Source organism: Streptococcus sp. 53, assembly GCF_013276565.1.
GTDB lineage: Bacteria > Bacillota > Bacilli > Lactobacillales > Streptococcaceae > Streptococcus.
Genome location: NZ_VMLG01000014.1, coordinates 1 through 22,020, shown reverse-complemented (window position 1 = coordinate 22,020; position 22,020 = coordinate 1). Strand labels below are relative to the sequence as shown.

Here is a 22,020-nt window from a genome sequence, read left to right as displayed (position 1 = left end):
TCAATATGGATTATCAATTATTGCCACATGAATATATGGTTATGAATAGTGACCATGTGAGTTTTGGGAAAAATGGTTTGGCTACAGATGAATTAATTTTAACGAATCTACACTTAGTACATATTAAAAAAGGTTTTTGGGGAGGGAAAAAAGACCAGGTTACCATTCCTATTAACCAGATTAAAATTTTTGAAGGGAAACCTCAAGTTTCAGTAACCAAAACCAATGGTGTGAAACGGTTGGAAATTTATTATAATGGCGGACAAGCTATCTTTTCATTTAATAATACTAAGGATACTGACAAGTGGGCTAGAAACATTATTAAATTGATTTCAGGTGATACAAGCAATTTTGAAACCTTGGGGGATAGCAGCTTATTCGGAGCAGATGTTTTAGCAGAAACATTTAAGGATACATTTGACACTTTTAAAGCAGGGCTTGGGATTAAGGATGCAGAGCCAGAAAAGATTTCAACCAAGTGTAGCTTTTGTGGAGCACCTTTGTCAGGTCAAGTGAAGCAAACAGTGAGATGTGCCTATTGTGATATGGAGCAAAGTTTATAAGGGGGCAATTAAATGGGGTTGATAAAAGCCATCACAGATTCTATTGGTGGGACATTTGCAGATCAGTGGAAAGAAATTATCACAGTTCAAGCTTTTGATGAACATACAGCTGTAAGTCCCGGTATTGTTCAAGAAAGTAATAATGGTAGGGGTGTCAATACGAAGGGATCTGTAGGTGTTATTTCGAACGGATCCAAGATTTTTATTCCAGAAAATACTGCTGCCTTTATCTTTAGTCAATCTGGTATCGAGGAAATTATTACAGAACCAGGTGGATATGAATACCAAAATGGTGAGAGCAGTGTTTTTAATGGTGATGGATTGAAAAAATCACTGTTTGACAATGTTGTTCATCGTGTTGGATTCGGTGGTCAAAGTGATCAGCAAAAACAGATTTGTTTTGTTAATTTGAGAGAAATTCGTGATATTAAATTTGGGACTCGTGGCCCAGTCATGTATAACGATTTGTTTTATGGGACAGATTTAGAAGTACGTGCTTTTGGAACATTTTCTATCCAAATTACAGATGCTAAGCAATTTATCAGAAACTTTCTTCCTGCCAATATGACTTATTATACCTTTGATAGCGCTCAAGCTAGATCACAAATAGTAACAGAATTTCTTCAATCTTTTATTGTTGCACTTAATTCTTTGTCAACAACTTATCGTATTTCACAATTACCCTCACAAGCTGCAGTTCTTGCGGAACAAGTATCAAATGATGGACAGTATGCAGGGACTTGGAAAGAACGTTTTGGATTTGAGATTGTAAAAGTTGCCATCGCTAATATTGAGTTCTCACCAGAATCTAAGGAACTGGTCAAACAATTTTCATCAAATAAGATGAATTTAAAAGCTTATGATGATGTATCGCAGAAATCTTCTAATATTGCAGCACAACAAAAAATTGCATCAGGAGTAGAGCAACATGGTCTAGGTGATAGTGCTGGCATGATATTTGGAATGAATATGGCTCAAAGTTTAGATGAAAAAGCCATGAAACCAAGTCTATCATTAGATGAGCAAATAGAAGCACTTACAAAACTAAAATCTCTTTTAGATGCAGGTATATTATCTCAGGAAGAATTTGATCGAAAGAAAAAAGAAATTATGGATTTATAAGATGAAGCTCGAAAGTTCATAGTTATACTCAATGAAAATCAAAAAGCAAACTAGGAAGCTAGCCGCAAGCTGTACTTGGGTACGGTAAGGCGACGCTGACGTGGTTTGAATTTGATTTTCGAAGAGTATTAGTGTGTATTCAAGGAACATTTTAGTTGAAACAATAATAGACTATCGTTCACAGATAGAATATCATGTTGTAAAGGTAGAAGTTGAATATTCGAGCTGCCTCTACAAAGACTATTAAAAATCTTTAACAAATAAGTTGCTAAGGATTTTTTGAAAATTTTTGAGGGGAATTTGAAACATACTTTAAAAGAGTATGCTATCGTAGAATATAACTTACAGAAGTAAAAGGAGTTTGTATATGGCTGAACAAGACTTAGCTATGCAAGTATTGCAACAAGTGGTGAAACTACCTGTTGTTAAGGTTGATCGTTCGAAATTTTTAGTGGATAAGTTTTCCAAAGAATTGGATCCACAGGACATTCCTACCTTATTAGAACAAGGCCCAACGTCTCTCTTATCTCAAGAAACCTTAGATCGAGTGGCTAATGCCTGCATTAGGGATAATGTTTTATTGGCGAGTGGAACTTCTGTTGTTGCAGGATTACCAGGTGGACTTGCCATGGCAATCACCATACCAGCGGATGTAGCTCAATTTTATGCTTTTTCTTTAAAATTAGCTCAAGAACTAGGTTATATTTATGGATATGAGGATCTTTGGGCTTCACGCGAGGAGTTGAGTGAAGATGCTCAAAATACCCTTTTGCTTTATCTAGGCGTCATGTTGGGGGTAAATGGAACCGCTGCTTTGTTACGTGCAGGTGGTATAACAATTGCCAAACAGGTAATGAAAACAGTGCCTAATAAAGCTTTAACAAAGACGCTTTGGTACCCTATTTTGAAAAAAGTCTTAAAAATATTTGGTGTGAATCTGACCAAGGGAGGGTTGGCCAAAGGAATGGGGAAATTCATACCTATCTTGGGTGGTATCATTTCAGGTGGTTTAACCTTTGCAACTATGAAACCAATGGGGGAAAGCTTGCAGAAAGAATTGTCCAAGCTAGTCAACTATAGTGAAGTTCAATATCAAGAAGATGTTGAAACGATCCGAAAAGAGGCTGAAATCATCGAAGGAGAGTAATATGGGACTCATAAAAACTCTAGCTAAAATTTATGGTAATTACTTTTTGACCGTGCAAGGTGTAAAAGTAATGAAAACGATAAAGAAAGATGATAATGCCGTTGTCGGTCTGGGGAAACTTTTTATTGCCGACAAGTTAATGGATACGGCTCGGTGGCTCATTAATCCAGAGGATAAAAAATGAAATTTTTCTGGGGACTTCTTGCCATTATTTTTATCAAACCGATTATTGGGATTGTGAAATTCTTTTGGATGATCATCTCTTTTGCAGTCCAATTGCTGTTTTACAAGCTATTATTTAAGCTATTGGATTGGCTCTTTAAACTTATTTAGATGGTTATCCAAGTCGTGGGGAACTAGCAAGTCTTGTACTGCTAGTTTTTTAATCTCTTTCCTTATGGTATAATATAAGCAGTAAAATCATTTTATACTCTTCGAAAATCTCTTCAAACCACGTCAGCTTCACCTTGCAGTATATATGTTACTGACTTNNTATCTACAACCTCAAAACACTGTTTTGAGCAACCTGCGGCTAGCTTCCTAGTTTGCTCTTTGATTTTCATTGAGTATTAGAACATACAATGGAGGTCGTCATGGACAATATCATCGATGTGTCAATTCCTGTTGCAGAAGTGGTGGACAAGCATCCAGAAGTCTTGGAAATCCTAGTGGAGTTGGGTTTTAAACCCCTTGCTAATCCCTTGATGCGCAATACAGTTGGTCGTAAAGTATCACTTAAGCAGGGTTCTAAGCTGGAAGGAACTCCTATGGACAAGATTGTCCGCACGCTGGAAGCAAACGGCTACGAAGTGATTGGGTTAGACTAATGGCAGATGAACGGATTCATGTCCTGCGGGATATTTTGTTAGAATTGCACAATGGTGCCTCTCCTGAGTCAGTTCAGGAGCGTTTTGATGCGACCTTTACAGGTGTGTCAGCCATCGAGATTTCTCTCATGGAGCACGAGTTGATGAACTCAGACTCAGGTGTTACCTTTGAAGATGTCATGGAACTCTGTGATGTCCATGCCAATCTTTTTAAAAATGCTGTTAAGGGTGTCGAAGTAGAGGATACCGAGCATCCTGGCCACCCAGTTCGGATTTTTAAGGAAGAAAATCTGGCCCTCCGTGCAGCTTTGATTCGCATTCGGAGATTGTTAGATACCTATGAGTCTATGGAAGATGAAGAAATGCTTACGGAGATGCGCAAGGGTTTGGTGCGTCAGATGGGACTTGTAGGTCAATTTGATATTCATTATCAACGTAAAGAAGAACTTTTCTTTCCTATCATGGAGCGCTATGGACACGATTCCCCTCCTAAGGTCATGTGGGGAGTGGATGACCAGATTAGGGAACTCTTTCAAACAGCTTTAGCGACGGCCAAGTCACTACCTGAAGTGTCGATTTCCACTGTAAAAGAAGATTTTGAAGCCTTTGCGACAGAGTTTGAAAGTATGATTTTCAAGGAAGAGTCTATCCTTCTCATGATTCTCCTTGAGTCCTTTACTCAGGATGACTGGCTTCAGATTGCGGAGGAGAGCGATGCCTATGGCTATGCCATCATCCGTCCGTCTGAGAAATGGGTGCCAGAACGTCAGAGCTTTGTTGAGGAAAAGAGTGCAGAGGAGCCTGTACAGTTAGATACAGCAGAAGGCCAAGTTCAACAAGTTATCGATACGCCAGAAGGCCAGTTTACCATTACCTTTACCCCTAAGGAAAAGGAAGCAGTGCTGGACCGCCATAGTCAACAGGCTTTTGGCAATGGATATCTTTCAGTCGAGCAGGCTAATCTCATCCTCAATCACCTTCCCATGGAGATTACCTTTGTCAATAAAGACGATATTTTCCAGTATTACAATGACAATGCGCCAGCTGATGAGATGATTTTCAAACGGACGCCGTCCCAAGTCGGGCGCAATGTCGAACTCTGCCATCCGCCTAAGTACTTGGACAAGGTCAAGACCATCATGAAGGGGCTTCGTGAGGGGACCAAGGATAAGTATGAAATGTGGTTCAAGTCTGAGTCGCGAGGCAAGTTTGTCCACATCACCTACGCAGCAGTGCACGATGAAAACGGAGAATTCCAAGGTGTACTGGAATATGTTCAGGATATCCAGCCCTACCGTGAGATTGACACGGACTATTTCCGTGGATTAGAATAAGGAGAAAAAATGAGTTACGAACAAGAATTTATGAAGGAATTTGAAGCTTGGGTCAATACCCAAATTATGATCAACGACATGGCACATAAGGAAAGCCAAAAAGTCTACGAAGAAGACCAAGACGAGCGTGCCAAAGATGCTATGATTCGCTACGAAAGCCGTTTGGATGCTTATCAGTTCTTGCTTGGTAAGTTTGAAAACTTCAAATCAGGCAAGGGATTTCATGATTTGCCAGAAGGCTTATTCGGTGAGCGAAATTATTAAACGAGAAAGATTCTTGATTTTTTACTAAAATCTTGATAGAATATTTATATTAAATCCTTGTCAGAGCAGGGGTTTTTTATTGAAAGGATTTTATCATGTCAAAGAAACTCAATCGTAAAAAACAATTACGAAATAGCCTCCGTCGTGCAGGTGCCTTTTCAAGTACTGTGACTAAGGTTGTAGAAGAGACAAAAAAAGTCGTAAAACGTGCAGAACAGTCAGCAAGCCAAGCTGGTAAGGCTGTTTCTAAAAAAGTTGAACAAGCAGTAGAAGCTACCAAAGAGCAAGCCCAAAAAGTAGCCAATTCTGTAGAAGATTTTGCAACAAACTTAGGTGGACTCCCACTTGACCGTGCCAAGACTTTCTATGATGAAGGAATCAAGTCTGCGTCAGATTTCAAAAACTGGACTGAAAAAGAACTCCTTGCCTTGAAAGGAATCGGCCCAGCCACCATCAAGAAATTGAAAGAAAATGGTATCAAGTTCAAGTAATCTTTCTTGTGCCTTGCATTTCCGTCAAAATCTTGCTACAATAGAGCCATTAGAGGTGTTTTGAATCCCACATTTTACAGAAAGTGGCGGTGCTGAGAAGTCCACAAATGTGTCAAAACTGGTTGCTAATGGATGAAAAATTGAAATAAAAGTGTCTTTTTGTTTTAAAGACGAGAGTTGCGGGCTCTGCCCGAAATTGGGTGGTACCGCGGATAAGCACATTCGTCCCTGTCATGTAGATGGCAGGGATTTTCTTTTGCGTCTTAGTAAAAGGAGGTTGTTATGAAGCAATCTTTTAAAACAAGTAAACTCTACTATGGTTTTCCTATCTTCATTTTGGGGTATCAGGATCAGAATTTTGGATATAACATCACGACCTGTAGTTCCTCTTATAGTCTAGGAGATTGGATTGTGGTTGGAGTCGTTGCGAGAGAGAATGTCGCAGAGCAAATTAAACATTATCAAAAATTTACTGTGAATATCCCTGATGAAAATCTCATGCTCGAGATGGAGCAGGCTGGTTTTATCAGTCATCAGGAGAAATTGGAACGTTTGGGAGTGCATTATGAAATTTCTGAACGAACTCAGGCACCGATTTTAGAGGATTGTCCAGTCGTTTTGGATTGTAAGGTAGATAGGATTGTTGAGGAAGAGGGAATTTGTCATGTTTTCGCTAAGATTGTTGAGCGACTTGTTGACCCAGAACTTTTGGATGAAAAGGGACATTTTAGAAATGAACTGTTTGCCCCAACATATTTCATGGGAGATGGATATCAGCGCGTCTATCGTTATCTGGACAAGCGTGTAGATATTAAGGGGAGCTTCATAAAGAAAGCGAGGAAGAAGGATGACAAGAACTGAACTGCCAGAACAATTAGAAACCGAACGGCTTGTCTTACGCGTCCGTACGGTGGCGGATGCTGAGGATATCTTTGATTATGCTAGTCGTCCAGAAGTTTCTTACCCAGCAGGTTTTCCACCTGTCAAGACCTTGGAAGATGAGATTTATTATCTAGCGCATATCCTACCCGAGCGCAATCAAAAGGATAATCTCCCAGCGGGTTACGGGATTGTCGTTAAAGGAACCGATAAGATCATTGGTTCTGTCGACTTCAATCATCGCCACGAGGACGATGTGCTGGAGATTGGCTATACCTTGCACCCGGACTATTGGGGACGCGGTTATGTGCCAGAAGCGGTGTGTGCCTTGATTGAGCTAGGTTTTAAAGATTTGGGTCTTCACAAGATTGAATTGACTTGTTTTGGATACAATGTCCAAAGTCAACGAGTAGCGGAGAAGCTTGGATTTACTCTTGAAGCTCGCATCCGAGATCGCAAGGATGCTCAAGATAACCGCTGTGATGATTTGAGATATGGCTTGTTGAGGAGTGAGTGGGATTTACAATTAAAACAAGAATTTTTCTGATTCTAGTAGTGAATGATATTTTTTAAATTTAAGTAAGTAAATAGAAATGGAGGTATATAGATGGAAAATGATAGTTTAGAATTGATTGTTAAAGAAATAGAAAAAGAACAGGTAGAAGAAGTTAATAGATTTGAAATGAACTTGTCTCAAGGAATCAATAAATATAAGGAAATTTTACCTGATGATTTGATAACACCACAACTTCAGTCTAAGATAGATGATGAAGTTAAGCTACAAATGATTGAATTTCAAGATAGCATTGACTTGAAACCTAAGGCATTATACCATGCGCTAAAAATGGAAGCAGAGTTAAATCCTAATATTGAAGAAGTACAATTGAAAAAGAGTGCTTATGAATTTTTAGAAAAGACGACAAAGAATAAATATCTGAAGAAGATTATTCGAGAGTTGAAAAAAGGAGTATAGAATGGCAAATGTTGGGAATTTAGCTGCTAAGGGAGGAAAAGCTGTTATTAAATTTATTCTCGATTTAATAACAGAATACTTAAAGAGTGAGCAATTTAAAAAACAAATGAAAGCCATGATTGAATCTTTGGTAAACAAAATGGTTTCTAAAGTTTTGAAAGAAAAAAATAATAACTAGAAAGGACAAACACATGTCTAAAGAACTTTCACCTAAATACAATCCAGCCGAGGTTGAGGCTGGTCGTTACCAAAAATGGCTTGACGCCGATGTTTTCAAGCCTTCTGGCGATCAAAAGGCTAAGCCCTATTCAATCGTGATTCCACCACCAAACGTAACTGGTAAACTTCACCTTGGTCACGCTTGGGATACGACTTTGCAGGATATTATCATCCGTCAAAAACGCATGCAAGGTTTCGACACGCTTTGGCTTCCAGGGATGGACCACGCTGGGATTGCGACTCAGGCTAAGGTAGAGGAGCGCTTGCGTGGTGAGGGTATTACGCGTTATGACCTAGGTCGTGAATCTTTCTTGACGAAAGTCTGGGAATGGAAAGACGAATATGCCACTACCATCAAGGAACAATGGGGCAAGATGGGGCTCTCTGTAGACTATTCTCGTGAGCGTTTCACTCTTGACGAAGGTTTGTCAAAAGCTGTTCGTAAGGTCTTTGTGGACCTTTACAAGAAAGGTTGGATCTACCGTGGTGAATTTATTATCAACTGGGACCCAGCAGCTCGCACAGCCCTTTCTGATATCGAGGTTATCCATAAGGATGTCGAAGGTGCCTTCTACCACATGAACTACATGCTGGAAGACGGTTCACGAGCCCTTGAAGTTGCGACTACTCGTCCTGAGACTATGTTTGGGGACGTTGCGGTTGCGGTCAATCCAGAAGACCCACGCTACAAGGACTTGATTGGTAAAAATGTCATCCTTCCAATTGCTAATAAATTAATCCCAATCGTTGGAGACGAACACGCAGATCCTGAATTTGGTACTGGTGTCGTGAAAATCACGCCTGCCCATGATCCAAACGACTTCTTGGTGGGTCAACGTCACAACTTGCCACAAGTCAACGTGATGAACGACGACGGAACTATGAATGACTTGGCCCTTGAATTTGCAGGCATGGACCGTTTTGAAGCTCGTAAGGCAGTCGTTGCTAAGCTGGAAGAAATCGGTGCCCTCGTTAAAATCGAAAAACGTGTCCACAGCGTTGGTCACTCAGAGCGTACAGGTGTTGTGGTTGAACCACGCTTGTCTACTCAATGGTTCGTTAAGATGGACCAATTGGCGAAAAATGCTATTGCCAACCAAGACACAGAGGACAAGGTCGAATTCTACCCGCCACGTTTCAACGATACCTTCCTCCAATGGATGGAAAATGTCCACGACTGGGTGATCTCTCGTCAGCTCTGGTGGGGTCACCAAATCCCTGCTTGGTACAATGCTGAGGGTGAAATGTACGTTGGTGAAGAAGCTCCAGAAGGTGACGGATGGACTCAGGACGAAGACGTCTTGGATACTTGGTTTAGTTCTGCCCTCTGGCCATTCTCAACCATGGGCTGGCCAGATGTGGACTCAGAAGACTTCAAACGTTACTTCCCAACTTCAACCTTGGTAACAGGTTACGACATCATCTTCTTCTGGGTGTCTCGTATGATCTTCCAATCATTGGAATTCACTGGCCGTCAGCCATTCCAAAACGTCCTTATCCATGGTCTCATCCGTGACGAGCAAGGACGCAAGATGTCTAAATCTCTCGGTAACGGGATCGATCCGATGGATGTCATCGAGAAATACGGTGCCGATGCCCTTCGTTGGTTCCTTTCAAATGGTTCTGCACCAGGACAAGACGTGCGCTTCTCTTACGAGAAAATGGATGCTTCATGGAACTTCATTAACAAGATCTGGAACATCTCTCGCTACATCCTCATGAACAATGAAGGCTTGACCCTTGAGCAAGCAACTGCCAATGTGGAAAAAGTTGCAAACAAGGAAGCTGGAAACGTTACAGACCGCTGGATTCTCCACAACCTCAATGAAACCATTGGAAAAGCTACTGCCAACTTTGATAAGTTTGAGTTTGGTGTGGCTGGCCACATCCTTTATAACTTCATCTGGGATGAATTTGCGGACTGGTATGTTGAGTTGACCAAGGAAGTCCTTTATAGCGACAACGAAGAAGAGAAAGTCATCACACGCTCTGTCCTCCTTTACACTTTGGACAAGATCCTTCGTCTCCTCCACCCAATCATGCCATTCGTGACAGAGGAAATCTTTGGACAAATCTCAGAAGGTTCGATCGTCACAGCTACTTACCCAACTGTCAAGCCAGCCTTTGAAGACCTTGCGGCCCACACAGGTGTGGAAAGTCTCAAAGACTTGATCCGCGCCGTTCGTAATGCGCGTGCTGAAGTAAACGTAGCACCAAGCAAGCCAATCACCATCCTTGTCAAGACAAGCGATAGTGACTTGGAAGACTTCTTTAACAGCAATGTCAACTACATCAAACGCTTTACAAATCCAGAACACTTGGAAATCGCATCAACTATTCCTGCACCTGAACTCGCTATGTCAAGCGTCATCACAGGAGCAGAAATCTACCTGCCACTGGCAGACCTCCTCAATGTCGAAGAAGAACTGGCTCGTCTCGACAAGGAACTGGCTAAATGGCAAAAAGAACTGGACATGGTCGGCAAGAAGCTTTCTAACGAACGCTTTGTAGCCAATGCCAAACCAGAAGTCGTCCAGAAAGAACGCGACAAACAAGCCGACTACCAAGCGAAATATGATGCGACCGTAGTGCGGATTGATGAGATGAAGAAGTTGGTGAAATAAAGGAGGAAATTAAGGCGATAAAGTTATTTTTTGAACATAAATATTTATTTATTTTTAGTGGAATTGTTTTACTTGTTCTGATAGGAATTATTTATTATTTGGTAGAAAAATTAATATTAAATTATTTTACTAAGATTGATTATAAAAAGAAATACGACATTAATAAATTACAAAATATGATTGAGTTACGAGAAGATCGTGAGAGAAACTATATATATTATGGTATAGACTACTGGGTATGGTAAAACAATCACTGATGTTTTGCATTTTTCGAAAATAACTCCTAGAATTTTTGGGAATGGAGATAGAGAAACAATATATCTGAGAGAATTAAGATTTATTCCGACTAATATTTCTCAAAATATCAACTCTTATGGTGACAATATCTACGGTGATAAGATTGGAGGAGATAAATTTGAGAATAATAATGGGGTACAAAATATTAATATCACAAAGTATCAAGTAATCGAACCTCTTGAAAAATTATTGATGAAAAATGAGTTATCAGAAAATGATAAAAATAAAATCAAAGACTTTATCAATAATCTTTCTAAAGATAATTCTTCAGAGAGTGAGAAATCTGGAATAATTGAAACATTAAGTAACTACATAGGAGTAATCGGAGGGATAGCTGGTATAATTGATGTGTTACATAATTTTCAAATACTTTAAATTAGAATATTATATAATTTAGAAAACTATAATTTTGATTTTGAAAATTAGTGAATAATAAATTTCTTTATTTTTTTGATATATAAATTGTTCTATTCTAGAAACCAGCTTACTACACAACAAACCATCTAAGTTCGAACCGACCTGAGAAGTACAACATTGCAGCTTTCTTCTCAGGTGTTGGGAGAATTGAGTTGGGATTTGAACAGACCAACGAGTTCAGAGTGGTGTATGCCAATGATGGTTTTTTATAATTTACGTCAATTCCATGCCCATTTCACCATTTACCTATGACACAGAAAAACAATTGAAAGGATCTTTCTATGCAATCAACTTACAACATTGACAATCCAAACTTGTCTTATGAAGCGAAACGTGATTTATGGCGGATAGGTTTTGGTCTGCAGAAAGTTGATAATCTAGTGCCATCAGCTTATATGGAATCTTTGGCTGAGAAACAGTCCCGGGGAGAACTGACTTATGAGCAGGTTTATGAGGATGCAACGGCTTATCATCATACCATTGATGCAAGTACGGAGGAGGCAGACTTGGTTTCTCTACGTATTGTAGAACTATTGTCTCGAAGAGGCTTTAGTTTCAGTCCTGCGACCTTACTTGCTATTCATAAGGAGTTGTTTCAAGATATATTTGAAACCTCTATTCCGGTGGGGCAATTTCGTCAGACCAATATCACAAAGAATGAACCTGTTTTGAATGGTGAAAGTGTTGTATACTCTGATTACTCCATGATTCAAATGACCTTGGATTATGATTTTAATCAGGAAAAACAAGTTGCATATGCGACACTAACTCAGGCGGATGTGATTAAAAAAATCCAGCATTTTATTTCAGGAATCTGGCAGATTCATCCATTTCGCGAAGGAAACACCCGGACAGTAACGGTTTTTTTGATTCAGTATCTTCGTGAGTTTGGTTTTGATATTGATAATACACCATTTCAGCAACATGCCAAGTATTTTCGTGATGCCTTAGTATTAGATAATGCAAAGATTTTACAGCGACGTCCTGAGTTTTTAACAGCTTTTTTTGAAAATCTCTTGCTCGGTGGTCAAAATGATTTGTCTTCAGAAAAAATGTATCTAGATTTAGACCTCGATCTTTCATAATCCTAATACTGAGTAAACATTGAATTTTAGGAAAAAATGAAGTAAATATTCCTACAAAAAAACGCATATCATCAAAGATTTAGGTCGCTTGATAATATGTGTTTTTTTAATTTTATAGATTGCTCGTTTAAACTCTATTTATCTCGTACTTTCAGTGCTATTCGGATTTTATTTTCGTGTACAATTTCAGCTATTCTTGTTATAATCAGCCTATAGGAATCAAGGAGGTGACTCTTATGGCTGTTTTTGTGTCTTTGGATGGAATTGTGGTAGAAGTACTTGATGTCTTTTCTTCTTTTAATGGGGATAGTGAGTTTTTCTTGTGTAAACGTCTTAAAGACAAGAGTCAGTTTGTGATGGAACGCTCTCAGTTCGAGGAGATGTTCCAACTTCAAAGTAGTCACTTGACGACGCAAGAAAAATTACAATTGTTTACCTCTGTGTTTGCTGGCCGTTATGATGTTTATGCTAAGAGTTTTATCAATGATCAAGGGAAAATTCAGTATTTTCCATCCTATGATTATGGTTGGAAGCAGTTGCCGCCTGAAAAACGGAGTTTCCAGACATTAACGGATTCCGTTTTGAAATCTCATTTTCGTGGGGAGACAGCTATCGGTATCTTTCCTATGCACTTAGATGATAGCTGTTATTTTTTGGTACTGGATTTGGATGAAAGTGATTGGAAAGAAGCCGGTTTAGCCATTCGAAGAATAGCCAGGGAACGCCAGATGGAAGCCCATTTAGAGATTTCTCGTTCGGGTCACGGACTCCATATTTGGTTCTTCTTTGAGGAAGCGATTCCGAGTCGAGAAGCTCGCTTGTTTGGAAAGAAACTATTAGAATTGGCTATGCAGGAAAGTATGCAACTGTCCTTTGATTCTTTTGATCGCATGTTTCCAAATCAGGATGTTCTTCCTAAGGGGGGATTTGGTAATTTGATTGCCTTGCCTTTTCAAGGAGAAGCTTATCATCAAGGGCGAACGGTCTTTGTGGATGAACAGTTTCAGCCTTATGAAGACCAATGGAGGTATTTACAAGAAATTCAGAGGGTTTCAACTGCTAAAGTGGCACTGTTAATCCAAGAGGAGTTAGGTAAGCAAGAATTGGATACGGAGTTGCAGATCGTCTTATCCAATATGATCCAACTTGAAAAATCGTCTGTGACACCCAAGACACTGTTTCTCTTGAAAAATATGGCTTCATTTTCTAATCCCGAATTTTATTTAAAGCAGGCTATGCGACAGCCAACCTATCAAATTCCTGAGCGAATGTATTTATTTGGAGAATCCGATCATTATTTATGGCTGCCAAGAGGCTTACTATATCCATTGCAAGATAAATTTAATACTCTTCGAAAATCAAATTCAAACCACGTCATCTTCGCCTTGCCGTAGATATGTGTTCCTGACTTTGTCAGTCTTATCTACAACCTCAAAACAGTGTTTTGAGCAACCTGCGGCTAGCTTCCTAGTTTGCTCTTTGATTTTCATTGAGTATGAGCAGGTATCTGTGGAAGATAGGAGAAAGGTACAAAGGTCTATTAGAGTGGAATTTAAGGGAGCACTCACTTTTGAGCAAGAGTTAGCCCTGTCAGATATGATTTCCAAAGAAAATGGTTTACTCCATGCGGAGACTGGTTTTGGGAAGACCGTTTTAGGTGCTGCTCTCATCTCTGAACGTAAGACAAAAACAATTATTCTAGTCCATAATAAGCAACTCTTAGATCAATGGCTGGATCGCTTAAACTGCTTTTTGACTTTCGAAGAGGAAGAAGCTACCCGTTATACGCCATCAGGTCGTGAAAGGGCAATAGGCTATGTCGGGCAGTACGGTGGGACTAAGAAATGGCTGAGTGAACTGGTTGATGTCGTTATGATCCAATCTCTATTTAAGTTGGAAAATAGCCAAAGTCTTTTGGATAAGTATGAGATGATGATTGTGGATGAGTGTCATCACGTGTCTGCCTTGATGTTTGAAAAAGTTGTGGCACAGTTTAGAGGGAAGTATCTTTACGGTTTGACGGCTACGCCTGAACGTAAGAATGGTCATGAACCTATTGTTTTTCAGAGAATTGGTGAGATACTTCATACTGCTGGTAAGAGGGAGACATCTTTTAAACGGCAATTGCAATTAAGATTCACTTCTTTTGGTCATCTGGAAATTGAAAAGACTAAAGCAAGTAATTTTATACAGCTTAGTGATTTGATTGCTACTGACTCAGTGAGGAATCAGATGATTCTCAAGGATATTCTAGACCAAGTGGCAGAAGGGCGGAATATCTTGGTTCTAGTCAATCGAATTCAACAGATAGATGTCTTTGAAAAGTTATTGAAAGAGAAAGAGGTTGATGACTGTTACATTATTAGCAGAAAAACCAAAGTCCAAGAGAGAACAAGTTTATTGAAGACATTAGAACAGCTAGATAAAGGGTTTGTTTTGTTGTCTACTGGAAAATACATTGGCGAAGGTTTTGACTTACCTCAGTTGGACACGCTTATCTTGGCAGCACCCTTTTCTTGGAAAAATAATTTGATTCAGTACGCAGGTCGGATTCATCGAAACTACAAGAATAAGTCCTTGGTACGGATTTTCGATTATGTGGATATTCATGTTCCTTATTTAGAAAAGATGTTTCAGAAACGACAAGTAGCTTATCGAAAGATGGATTATCGTGCCATTGAGGGTGAGGAGAAACCATTCGTTTATGTTGATAGTAGATATGAGAATGTGCTGAGGGAGGACTTAGCAGGGGAAAGACAGCAGTGTATGCTTATTTTACCTTATGTGCACCAGACAAAACTGATGAATTTTCTAAAAGAATTTAGGATTAGTCAAATTGAGATATGTATACCAGAGACGGTTGCAAATAAAGCATGGCTAGACCAGTTGAAGAGCAAGAAAATTAAAGTATCTTTTACTCAATCAAAAATAGTCACGCCTATTCTATTGGTGAACAAGACCATTGTTTGGTATGGTGCAATGCCATTATTAGGGAAGGTAGATGAAATGACTATACTACGTTTGGAATCAGCTAGTATAGCTTCTGAAATAGTGGCAGGTTTACGATAGAGAAAATTTTTAAAAATTTCTATGTATGCTTTTCATTTTGAAAGAACGCGAAGTCTTGACAGATCAACGACTCAATGAGCTGGAAATCAACGGCATTCGATTGACCAAATTTAAAAATGGTGAAATCGGTATCGAATTTATCTGGATTGATACTAAAAATCCACCTAGCGATGCCATCGGCTGGGTAGCAAAGAAATAAAAAGTCCTGTCACTTTCTCCCCCTTAACCTTTGACTATTCTGCAAAATTATCGTAAAATAAAGAGTAAATGATAAAATGAGGTCAGAGTCTGTTTACTCTGGCGATAGTAGTATAAATGAGGAGAAACGCTTTGGAATTAGAAGTATTTGCTGGGCAAGAAAAAAGTGAACTATCTATGATTGAGGTAGCGCGTGCTATCTTGGAACTTCGTGGTCGCGATCATGAGATGCATTTTAGCGATCTTGTAAACGAAATTCAAAACTACCTTGGAACATCAAACAGCGATATCCGTGAAGCCTTGCCTTTGTTCTACACAGAGTTGAACTTTGACGGTAGCTTCATCTCACTTGGAGACAACAAATGGGGGCTTCGTTCATGGTATGGTGTGGACGAAATCGATGAAGAAATCATCGCTCTTGAAGAAAATGATGATGATGAAGTAGCACCAAAAGCTAAGAAAAAACGCGTCAATGCCTTCATGGATGGCGATTCAGATGCTATTGACTACAATGCAGATGATCCAGAAGACGAAGATGCATACGAAACAGATCCAGCTCTTTCATACGATGATGAAAATCCAGATGATGAGAAAAACGAAGTGGAAGCTTACGATGCAGAAATCAACGAAATCGCTCCTGATGACTTGGGTGAAGACGTGGATCTCAACGAAGACGACGACGAGTTTTCAGATGATGATGCTGAAAACATCGAGGAATAAAAGTTAGCTATTGACAATTATCCTATTTTTAGGTATCATATTGTTCGGGCACCTCTTTTAGAGGTCGGGGCTCCCTAGTTCTTAGGGAGCTATTTTTGTTTTTTCAAGAAGTTATCTTCTTGTATTTTAGTTGTGAATCTGGTGCAGTCGTCCCAGATTATTCTTATTAGTAGGGTCTTGTTTTCTATGTCCCCTCGTAGTTAACAAGGTCTTGAGCATTTTAGAAAGAGGAATCTATGTCTACGAAATATATTTTTGTAACTGGTGGTGTCGTATCGTCTATTGGGAAAGGGATTGTGGCAGCGAGTCTAGGCCGTCTCTTGAAAAATCGTGGTCTCAAAGTAACCATTCAAAAGTTTGACCCTTATATCAATATAGATCCGGGAACTATGAGTCCTTACCAGCACGGGGAAGTTTTTGTGACAGATGACGGAGCTGAGACAGATTTGGACTTGGGTCACTATGAACGTTTCATCGATATTAATCTCAATAAATATTCCAACGTGACAACTGGTAAAATTTACAGTGAAGTTCTTCGTAAAGAACGCCGTGGAGAATATCTTGGTGCAACTGTTCAAGTCATTCCTCATATCACAGATGCTTTGAAAGAAAAAATCAAGCGTGCCGCTCTAACGACTGACTCTGATGTCATTATCACAGAGGTCGGTGGAACTGTTGGGGATATCGAGTCCTTGCCATTCCTAGAGGCCCTTCGTCAGATGAAGGCAGATGTGGGGGCGGATAATGTTATGTACATCCATACAACCTTGCTTCCTTACCTCAAAGCTGCTGGTGAAATGAAGACCAAACCAACCCAACACTCTGTCAAAGAATTGCGTGGATTGGGAATCCAACCAAATATGTTGGTTATTCGTACAGAAGAGCCAGCTGGTCAAGGAATTAAAAACAAACTGGCCCAGTTCTGTGATGTGGCACCAGAAGCCGTTATCGAATCGTTGGATGTCGAACATCTTTACCAAATTCCACTGAACTTGCAGGCACAAGGTATGGACCAAATTGTTTGTGACCACTTGAAATTAGACGCACCAGCAGCGGATATGACAGAATGGTCAGCCATGGTGGACAAGGTCATGAACCTCAAGAAACAAGTTAAGATTTCCCTTGTTGGTAAGTATGTGGAGTTGCAAGATGCCTACATCTCAGTGGTTGAAGCCTTGAAACACTCTGGTTATGCCAACGACGCAGAAGTTAAAATCAATTGGGTCAATGCCAATGATGTGACAGCAGAGAATGTGGCAGAGCTCTTGTCTGATGCGGACGGAATCATCGTACCAGGTGGTTTTGGCCAGCGTGGCACGGAAGGGAAAATCCAAGCCATTCGCTATGCGCGTGAAAATGATGTTCCAATGTTGGGAGTCTGCTTGGGAATGCAGTTAACTTGTATCGAGTTTGCTCGTCACGTTTTAGGTCTTGAAGGTGCCAATTCTGCAGAGCTTGCACCAGAAACAAAATACCCTATCATTGATATCATGCGTGATCAGATTGACGTTGAGGATATGGGAGGAACCCTTCGCTTGGGACTTTATCCGTCTAAACTAAAACGTGGCTCTAAGGCAGCAGCTGCTTATCACAATCAAGAAGTGGTGCAACGCCGTCACCGTCACCGCTATGAGTTTAACAACGCCTTCCGTGAGCAGTTTGAGGCAGCAGGCTTTGTCTTCTCAGGAGTTTCTCCAGATAATCGTTTGGTCGAAATCGTGGAAATTCCTGAAAATAAATTCTTTGTAGCGTGTCAGTATCACCCTGAACTTTCAAGTCGTCCAAACCGTCCAGAAGAACTTTACACTGCCTTTGTGACTGCAGCAGTTGAGAACAGTAATTAGCAAAATCAGAACCTTTGAGAAGAATCTCAGAGGTTTTTTGCTTGCATATTTAGGATATGAGTTGCAAAATAAAAATATAGTGATATAATTAACATAAAAAATTCTAAGGAGGATCTACGATGAAAAAAATCACACTATTTAGTTTGTCTCTAGCTGGTCTAGCTTTACTGGCTTTTCCACATTCAGGGCAGGCATTTGAGCTTAAAGAAGAATGGGTTGTTAAGTGTGGAGTACAGTATCAAGATGGCAAGATTTTTCGATTCAACAATGGTCATGAAGTGGATATCAAAGTCTTGGATTTGCCAAAAACCGAGAAAATCGAGTGGACAGTTAGTCTCAATGGTCAAGATCAGACTGTCAATTTCCTAGGTCAAGAAAAGGACAAGTCTATGATTGGTATAGAAGGGCGTTACCTGAATTTCTATGTTCCATATGGCTATAGAGGAGATATCAAGGTAGAAGCCAAGAGCGGAAACGAAGTGAAGATCTGGTCAACGAAAGTTGTGGATGATATTCATAATGATAGTGGAAAGAGAGGTTACTATCGTATTGAAGAATCAAATAATCAATACACTTACATCGATGCTAAATGGGATTATCAAACCAAGACTTACACTGCCACTTTACCAGAGACTGTTAATGGTCAAAAAGTCTATGCTTGGGCAGAATATGATAATGGTGAGGTGAAGCTTGAAAAACTAAAATCTATCAGTCATAAATATGATGGAGGAGCTTTCAAAGAACTTTATCCGATTGTAAAAGCAGAAAGTTGGCTAAAATCAAACCAAAACTGGTACTATCAAAAACAAGGTCAATTAGTGCAGAAAGATTGGGTTTATGACAAGGGAACTTGGTACTTTATGAATGATAAAGGAGTCATGTTCAATCAAACTTGGCTTTATCAAGGTAGCAATTGGTATGCCTTTAAATCATCAGGAGCCATGATTGCGAGTGATTGGCTTTATGACCAAGGCAAGTGGTACTATTTATCAACTTCAGGAGCCATGAAAGCAAGCACTTGGGTTTATGACAAGGGAGACTGGTATTATGTAAGTTCTTCTGGTGCCATACTAGCGAATGATTGGGTCAAAGATAATGGCAAGTGGTATTATCTAGCTTCATCAGGTAAGATGCTTCGCAATACCTACACACCTGATGGTTACTACGTTGGCAACTCAGGTGCCTGGCAATAAGAATAATACTCTTCGAAAATCTCTTCAAACCACGTCAGCTTCATCCACAACCTCAAAACAGTGCTTTGAGCAACCTGCGGCTAGCTTCCTAGTTTGCTCTAGTATAAGAAGTCCTTTTCCTTAAAGGAAGAGGCTTTTTACTTGCTTTTCTGCTACTTCCTCATTTGTCCTAAAGCCTTTTTTGTGTTAAAATGAATGGTATGAAAGCTAAAAAAATGTGGATGGCAGGCTTGGCTTTGCTTGGTATTGGAAGCCTTGCTCTTGCTACGAAAAAAGTTGCAGATGACAGTAAGCTCATGAAGACTCAGGAAGAGTTGACAGCGATTGTGCGAGACCATTTTTCAGACATGGGGGAAATTGCGACCCTCTATGTTCAAGTTTATGAAAGCAGTCTAGAGAGCTTGGTTGGTGGCGTCATTTTTGAGGATGGCCGTCATTATACCTTTGTCTATGAAAATGAAGATCTAGTCTATGAGGAGGAAGTCTTATGATACAACCAGCAAATTTAGAAGAATTGGCATCTTTAGTAGAAAAAGATGGCAAGAAGGTTTTCCTTTTTGTGGCGGACTGGTGTGGCGATTGCCGTTATATTTATCCTGCCTTGCCAGAGATTGAGGAGACCAATCCAGAGTTTACCTTTATTCGAGTGGATCGAGATCAGTATATGGATCTAGCTAAACTCTGGGATGTTTACGGAATTCCTAGCCTTGTTGTTCTAGAAAAGGACAAGGAAATTGGTCGTTTTGTTAATCGCGACCGTAAAAGCAAGCAACAAATTAACGACTTTTTAGCAGGACTGAAATAGGAGAAAATAGAAACAATGATTTTTACATATAACAAAGAACATGTAGGTGATGTCCTTATGGTCATCGTGAAAAATAGCGGAGATGTCAAACTGGACGTGGAGCGCAAAGGAAAGGTGGCTCGTGTTTTCCTCAAAGAAAATGGAGAAACAGTGGCTTGGAATATTTTCGAAGTTTCAAGTTTATTTGAAATTGCAGAGCGCGGTCAAGTCTTTTTGACAGATGAGCAAGTCGCTCGTTTGAACCAAGAGTTGCAGGCGGAAGGCTTTGTGGAAGAAATTGTCAATGACAAAGAACCTAAGTTTGTTGTCGGTGAAATTGTCGAGATGGTAGCCCATCCGGATAGTGATCACCTTAACATCTGCCAAGTTGCAGTCGCAAGTGACAAGACAGTGCAAATCGTTGCGGGGGCTCCCAATGCGCGTGTGGGGTTGAAAACCATTGTCGCTCTTCCTGGAGCTATGATGCCAAAAGGGAATCTCATTTTCCCAGGTGAACTTCGTGGTGAAAAGAGTTTTGGTATGATGTGCAGTCCTCGTGAATTGCATCTGCCAAATGCTCCGCAAAAACGAGGGGTTATTGAATTATCAGAAGACCAAGTTGTTGGAACTCCATTTGATCCAGCTAAACACTGGACTGCCTAAGAAGTTGTTAGTATCTGATAGACCAGCTAGAAGGAAATAAGATGGCTAAAAATGTAGTGATTACAGGGGCGACATCAGGAATCGGTGAAGCGATTGCGCGTGCTTATCTGGAGCAGGGTGAGAATGTCGTTCTAACTGGACGACGGACAGACAGATTAGAAACTCTTAAGTCGGAGTTTGCAGAAGTCTTTCCAAATCAAACAGTTTGGACTTTTCCCCTAGATGTCATGGATATGGCCATGGTAAAGACTGTCTGCTCTGATATTCTAGAAACGATAGGTCAGATTGATATTCTGGTCAACAATGCCGGACTGGCTCTAGGTTTAGCACCTTATCAGGATTATGAAGAGTTGGATATGTTGACCATGTTGGATACCAATGTCAAAGGTTTGATGGCAGTCACTCGCTCTTTCTTGCCAGCAATGGTAAAAGCCAATCAAGGACATATCATCAACATGGGGTCAACCGCAGGAATTTATGCCTATGCAGGTGCAGCTGTTTACTCAGCGACCAAGGCGGCAGTTAAGACCTTTTCAGATGGTCTGCGAATTGATACCATCGCAACGGATATCAAGGTGACGACCATTCAGCCTGGAATTGTCGAAACAGATTTTTCGACGGTACGTTTTCACGGTGATAAAGAACGAGCTGCGTCCGTTTACCAAGGAATAGAAGCCTTGCAAGCTCAGGATATTGCAGACACAGTAGTCTATGTGACTAGTCAACCTCGTCGTGTTCAGATTACAGATATGACCATTATGGCCAATCAACAGGCGACAGGTTTCATGGTTCATAAAAAATAAAAAATTTTCTCGAAAAGTTACAAATTTCTGTAACTTTTTTTGATTTCCTACGAATAGATAAGTAGGAGGAAGAAAATATGTATAATAAAGTTATCTTGATTGGACGTTTAACGTCTACACCTGAATTGCACAAAACCAGCAATGACAAGTCAGTGGCGCGAGCAACTATCGCTGTCAACCGTCGATACAAAGACCAAAATGGCGAACGTGAAGCTGATTTTGTTAATATGGTCCTTTGGAGAAGACTAGCAGAAACTTTGGCAAGCTACGCAACCAAAGGTAGTCTCATTTCCGTTGATGGGGAATTGCGTACTCGTCGCTTTGAGAAAAATGGCCAGATGAACTACGTGACCGAAGTACTTGTCACAGGATTCCAACTCTTGGAAAGTCGTGCTCAACGTGCCATGCGTGAAAATAATGCAGGCCAAGACTTGGCAGACCTAGTCTTGGAAGAGGAAGAATTGCCATTTTAAACATTGAAAAGTCGGCTCTTTGTCAACTGTA

General features: G+C 40.1%; 24 protein-coding genes and 3 pseudogenes. All 27 read left to right on the top strand.

Features of this window, described 5'->3' with window-relative positions; translation table 11 throughout:
- Positions 1–5: 5 nt before the first annotated feature.
- The 27 genes and pseudogenes from HT722_RS05395 (at position 6) to HT722_RS05270 (ending at position 21,989) form a co-directional block, all read left to right on the top strand.
- Positions 6–563, top strand: a complete 558-nt coding sequence (locus HT722_RS05395) for a hypothetical protein (RefSeq protein ID WP_000386255.1) — start codon at positions 6–8, stop codon at positions 561–563.
- A gap of 12 nt (positions 564–575) precedes the next feature.
- Positions 576–1,685: an SPFH domain-containing protein gene (locus tag HT722_RS05390; RefSeq protein ID WP_173277944.1), complete on the top strand. Its 1,110-nt coding sequence runs from the start codon at positions 576–578 to the stop codon at positions 1,683–1,685.
- A 367-nt stretch (positions 1,686–2,052) separates the two neighbouring features.
- Complete coding sequence (locus HT722_RS05385; protein WP_173277942.1) at positions 2,053–2,832, top strand: hypothetical protein; 780 nt, start codon at positions 2,053–2,055, stop codon at positions 2,830–2,832.
- Between the two features lies 1 nt (position 2,833).
- Positions 2,834–3,016 (top strand): hypothetical protein, encoded by a 183-nt coding sequence (locus tag HT722_RS05380; RefSeq protein WP_173277940.1) that lies wholly within the window; start codon positions 2,834–2,836, stop codon positions 3,014–3,016.
- A 409-nt stretch (positions 3,017–3,425) separates the two neighbouring features.
- Positions 3,426–3,659, top strand: a complete 234-nt coding sequence (locus tag HT722_RS05375) for a DUF1858 domain-containing protein (RefSeq protein ID WP_000368739.1) — start codon at positions 3,426–3,428, stop codon at positions 3,657–3,659.
- On the top strand, positions 3,659–4,993 hold the full coding sequence (locus tag HT722_RS05370; RefSeq protein WP_173277937.1) for a DUF438 domain-containing protein: 1,335 nt from the start codon (positions 3,659–3,661) through the stop codon (positions 4,991–4,993). Before HT722_RS05375 ends, HT722_RS05370 begins: the two co-directional genes overlap by 1 nt.
- A 9-nt stretch (positions 4,994–5,002) precedes the next feature.
- The gene (locus tag HT722_RS05365; RefSeq protein ID WP_049540673.1) at positions 5,003–5,257 is read left to right on the top strand and encodes a DUF1912 family protein; all 255 of its coding nucleotides are present in this window, start codon (positions 5,003–5,005) and stop codon (positions 5,255–5,257) included.
- A gap of 95 nt (positions 5,258–5,352) precedes the next feature.
- On the top strand, positions 5,353–5,748 hold the full coding sequence (locus tag HT722_RS05360; protein WP_094753581.1) for a helix-hairpin-helix domain-containing protein: 396 nt from the start codon (positions 5,353–5,355) through the stop codon (positions 5,746–5,748).
- Positions 5,749–6,030: 282 nt separating this feature from the next.
- The gene (locus HT722_RS05355; protein WP_173277935.1) at positions 6,031–6,609 is read left to right on the top strand and encodes a flavin reductase family protein; all 579 of its coding nucleotides are present in this window, start codon (positions 6,031–6,033) and stop codon (positions 6,607–6,609) included.
- Positions 6,596–7,174: a GNAT family protein gene (locus HT722_RS05350; protein ID WP_173277933.1), complete on the top strand. Its 579-nt coding sequence runs from the start codon at positions 6,596–6,598 to the stop codon at positions 7,172–7,174. The genes HT722_RS05355 and HT722_RS05350 overlap by 14 nt, the downstream gene beginning before the upstream one ends.
- A 60-nt stretch (positions 7,175–7,234) precedes the next feature.
- Positions 7,235–7,600 carry a hypothetical protein gene (locus tag HT722_RS05345; RefSeq protein WP_044791613.1) on the top strand — a complete coding sequence of 122 codons (366 nt, stop codon included), beginning with the start codon at positions 7,235–7,237 and terminating at the stop codon, positions 7,598–7,600.
- Between the two features lies 1 nt (position 7,601).
- Positions 7,602–7,778 (top strand): hypothetical protein, encoded by a 177-nt coding sequence (locus tag HT722_RS05340; protein ID WP_160313322.1) that lies wholly within the window; start codon positions 7,602–7,604, stop codon positions 7,776–7,778.
- A 13-nt stretch (positions 7,779–7,791) separates the two neighbouring features.
- Positions 7,792–10,443 (top strand): valine--tRNA ligase, encoded by a 2,652-nt coding sequence (locus HT722_RS05335; RefSeq protein WP_173277931.1) that lies wholly within the window; start codon positions 7,792–7,794, stop codon positions 10,441–10,443.
- A 261-nt stretch (positions 10,444–10,704) separates the two neighbouring features.
- Entirely contained in the window at positions 10,705–11,115 is a 411-nt protein-coding gene (locus HT722_RS05330; RefSeq protein WP_050265970.1) for a hypothetical protein, read from the top strand.
- 119 nt (positions 11,116–11,234) lie between these two features.
- A pseudogene (locus tag HT722_RS10290) lies at positions 11,235–11,357 on the top strand (DNA (cytosine-5-)-methyltransferase); the annotation flags it as partial.
- A gap of 81 nt (positions 11,358–11,438) precedes the next feature.
- Positions 11,439–12,242 (top strand): Fic/DOC family protein, encoded by an 804-nt coding sequence (locus HT722_RS05325; RefSeq protein ID WP_173277929.1) that lies wholly within the window; start codon positions 11,439–11,441, stop codon positions 12,240–12,242.
- A gap of 236 nt (positions 12,243–12,478) precedes the next feature.
- Positions 12,479–13,585 (top strand): annotated as a pseudogene (locus HT722_RS05320) (DEAD/DEAH box helicase); the annotation flags it as partial.
- A 151-nt stretch (positions 13,586–13,736) separates the two neighbouring features.
- Positions 13,737–15,311: pseudogene (locus HT722_RS05315) on the top strand (DEAD/DEAH box helicase family protein); the annotation flags it as partial.
- A gap of 37 nt (positions 15,312–15,348) precedes the next feature.
- On the top strand, positions 15,349–15,510 hold the full coding sequence (locus HT722_RS05310; protein ID WP_173251396.1) for a hypothetical protein: 162 nt from the start codon (positions 15,349–15,351) through the stop codon (positions 15,508–15,510).
- Positions 15,511–15,641: 131 nt separating this feature from the next.
- Complete coding sequence (gene rpoE / locus HT722_RS05305; protein WP_173277927.1) at positions 15,642–16,229, top strand: DNA-directed RNA polymerase subunit delta; 588 nt, start codon at positions 15,642–15,644, stop codon at positions 16,227–16,229.
- A gap of 236 nt (positions 16,230–16,465) precedes the next feature.
- Positions 16,466–18,073, top strand: a complete 1,608-nt coding sequence (locus tag HT722_RS05300) for a CTP synthase (RefSeq protein ID WP_023940873.1) — start codon at positions 16,466–16,468, stop codon at positions 18,071–18,073.
- A gap of 119 nt (positions 18,074–18,192) precedes the next feature.
- Positions 18,193–19,266 carry an N-acetylmuramoyl-L-alanine amidase family protein gene (locus HT722_RS05295; RefSeq protein WP_173277924.1) on the top strand — a complete coding sequence of 358 codons (1,074 nt, stop codon included), beginning with the start codon at positions 18,193–18,195 and terminating at the stop codon, positions 19,264–19,266.
- Between the two features lie 191 nt (positions 19,267–19,457).
- Positions 19,458–19,757, top strand: a complete 300-nt coding sequence (locus HT722_RS05290) for a DUF4651 domain-containing protein (RefSeq protein ID WP_173277922.1) — start codon at positions 19,458–19,460, stop codon at positions 19,755–19,757.
- A complete protein-coding gene (locus tag HT722_RS05285) occupies positions 19,754–20,071 on the top strand; it encodes a thioredoxin family protein (RefSeq protein WP_173277921.1) in 318 nt (105 codons plus the stop codon). Before HT722_RS05290 ends, HT722_RS05285 begins: the two co-directional genes overlap by 4 nt.
- Positions 20,072–20,086: 15 nt before the next feature.
- Positions 20,087–20,713, top strand: a complete 627-nt coding sequence (gene ytpR, locus HT722_RS05280; protein WP_173277919.1) for a YtpR family tRNA-binding protein — start codon at positions 20,087–20,089, stop codon at positions 20,711–20,713.
- 41 nt (positions 20,714–20,754) lie between these two features.
- Positions 20,755–21,516: an SDR family NAD(P)-dependent oxidoreductase gene (locus HT722_RS05275; protein WP_173234935.1), complete on the top strand. Its 762-nt coding sequence runs from the start codon at positions 20,755–20,757 to the stop codon at positions 21,514–21,516.
- Between the two features lie 77 nt (positions 21,517–21,593).
- A complete protein-coding gene (locus HT722_RS05270) occupies positions 21,594–21,989 on the top strand; it encodes a single-stranded DNA-binding protein (protein ID WP_173277916.1) in 396 nt (131 codons plus the stop codon).
- The last annotated feature ends 31 nt before the right edge of the window (positions 21,990–22,020 follow it).

Bases quoted from the DNA above. Each gene is read 5' to 3' on its own strand.
- HT722_RS05335 (WP_173277931.1), top strand. From the start codon at position 7,792: ATGTCTAAAGAACTTTCACCTAAATACAATCCAGCCGAGGTTGAGGCT.
- HT722_RS05285 (WP_173277921.1), top strand. From the start codon at position 19,754: ATGATACAACCAGCAAATTTAGAAGAATTGGCATCTTTAGTAGAAAAA.
- HT722_RS05275 (WP_173234935.1), top strand. From the start codon at position 20,755: ATGGCTAAAAATGTAGTGATTACAGGGGCGACATCAGGAATCGGTGAA.
- HT722_RS05345 (WP_044791613.1), top strand. From the start codon at position 7,235: ATGGAAAATGATAGTTTAGAATTGATTGTTAAAGAAATAGAAAAAGAA.
- HT722_RS05290 (WP_173277922.1), top strand. From the start codon at position 19,458: ATGAATGGTATGAAAGCTAAAAAAATGTGGATGGCAGGCTTGGCTTTG.
- HT722_RS05350 (WP_173277933.1), top strand. From the start codon at position 6,596: ATGACAAGAACTGAACTGCCAGAACAATTAGAAACCGAACGGCTTGTC.
- HT722_RS05365 (WP_049540673.1), top strand. From the start codon at position 5,003: ATGAGTTACGAACAAGAATTTATGAAGGAATTTGAAGCTTGGGTCAAT.
- HT722_RS05300 (WP_023940873.1), top strand. From the start codon at position 16,466: ATGTCTACGAAATATATTTTTGTAACTGGTGGTGTCGTATCGTCTATT.
- HT722_RS05270 (WP_173277916.1), top strand. From the start codon at position 21,594: ATGTATAATAAAGTTATCTTGATTGGACGTTTAACGTCTACACCTGAA.
- HT722_RS05360 (WP_094753581.1), top strand. From the start codon at position 5,353: ATGTCAAAGAAACTCAATCGTAAAAAACAATTACGAAATAGCCTCCGT.
- HT722_RS05375 (WP_000368739.1), top strand. From the start codon at position 3,426: ATGGACAATATCATCGATGTGTCAATTCCTGTTGCAGAAGTGGTGGAC.
- ytpR (WP_173277919.1), top strand. From the start codon at position 20,087: ATGATTTTTACATATAACAAAGAACATGTAGGTGATGTCCTTATGGTC.
- HT722_RS05340 (WP_160313322.1), top strand. From the start codon at position 7,602: ATGGCAAATGTTGGGAATTTAGCTGCTAAGGGAGGAAAAGCTGTTATT.
- HT722_RS05295 (WP_173277924.1), top strand. From the start codon at position 18,193: ATGAAAAAAATCACACTATTTAGTTTGTCTCTAGCTGGTCTAGCTTTA.
- HT722_RS05380 (WP_173277940.1), top strand. From the start codon at position 2,834: ATGGGACTCATAAAAACTCTAGCTAAAATTTATGGTAATTACTTTTTG.
- HT722_RS05395 (WP_000386255.1), top strand. From the start codon at position 6: ATGGATTATCAATTATTGCCACATGAATATATGGTTATGAATAGTGAC.
- HT722_RS05390 (WP_173277944.1), top strand. From the start codon at position 576: ATGGGGTTGATAAAAGCCATCACAGATTCTATTGGTGGGACATTTGCA.
- HT722_RS05370 (WP_173277937.1), top strand. From the start codon at position 3,659: ATGGCAGATGAACGGATTCATGTCCTGCGGGATATTTTGTTAGAATTG.
- HT722_RS05355 (WP_173277935.1), top strand. From the start codon at position 6,031: ATGAAGCAATCTTTTAAAACAAGTAAACTCTACTATGGTTTTCCTATC.
- HT722_RS05385 (WP_173277942.1), top strand. From the start codon at position 2,053: ATGGCTGAACAAGACTTAGCTATGCAAGTATTGCAACAAGTGGTGAAA.
- HT722_RS05325 (WP_173277929.1), top strand. From the start codon at position 11,439: ATGCAATCAACTTACAACATTGACAATCCAAACTTGTCTTATGAAGCG.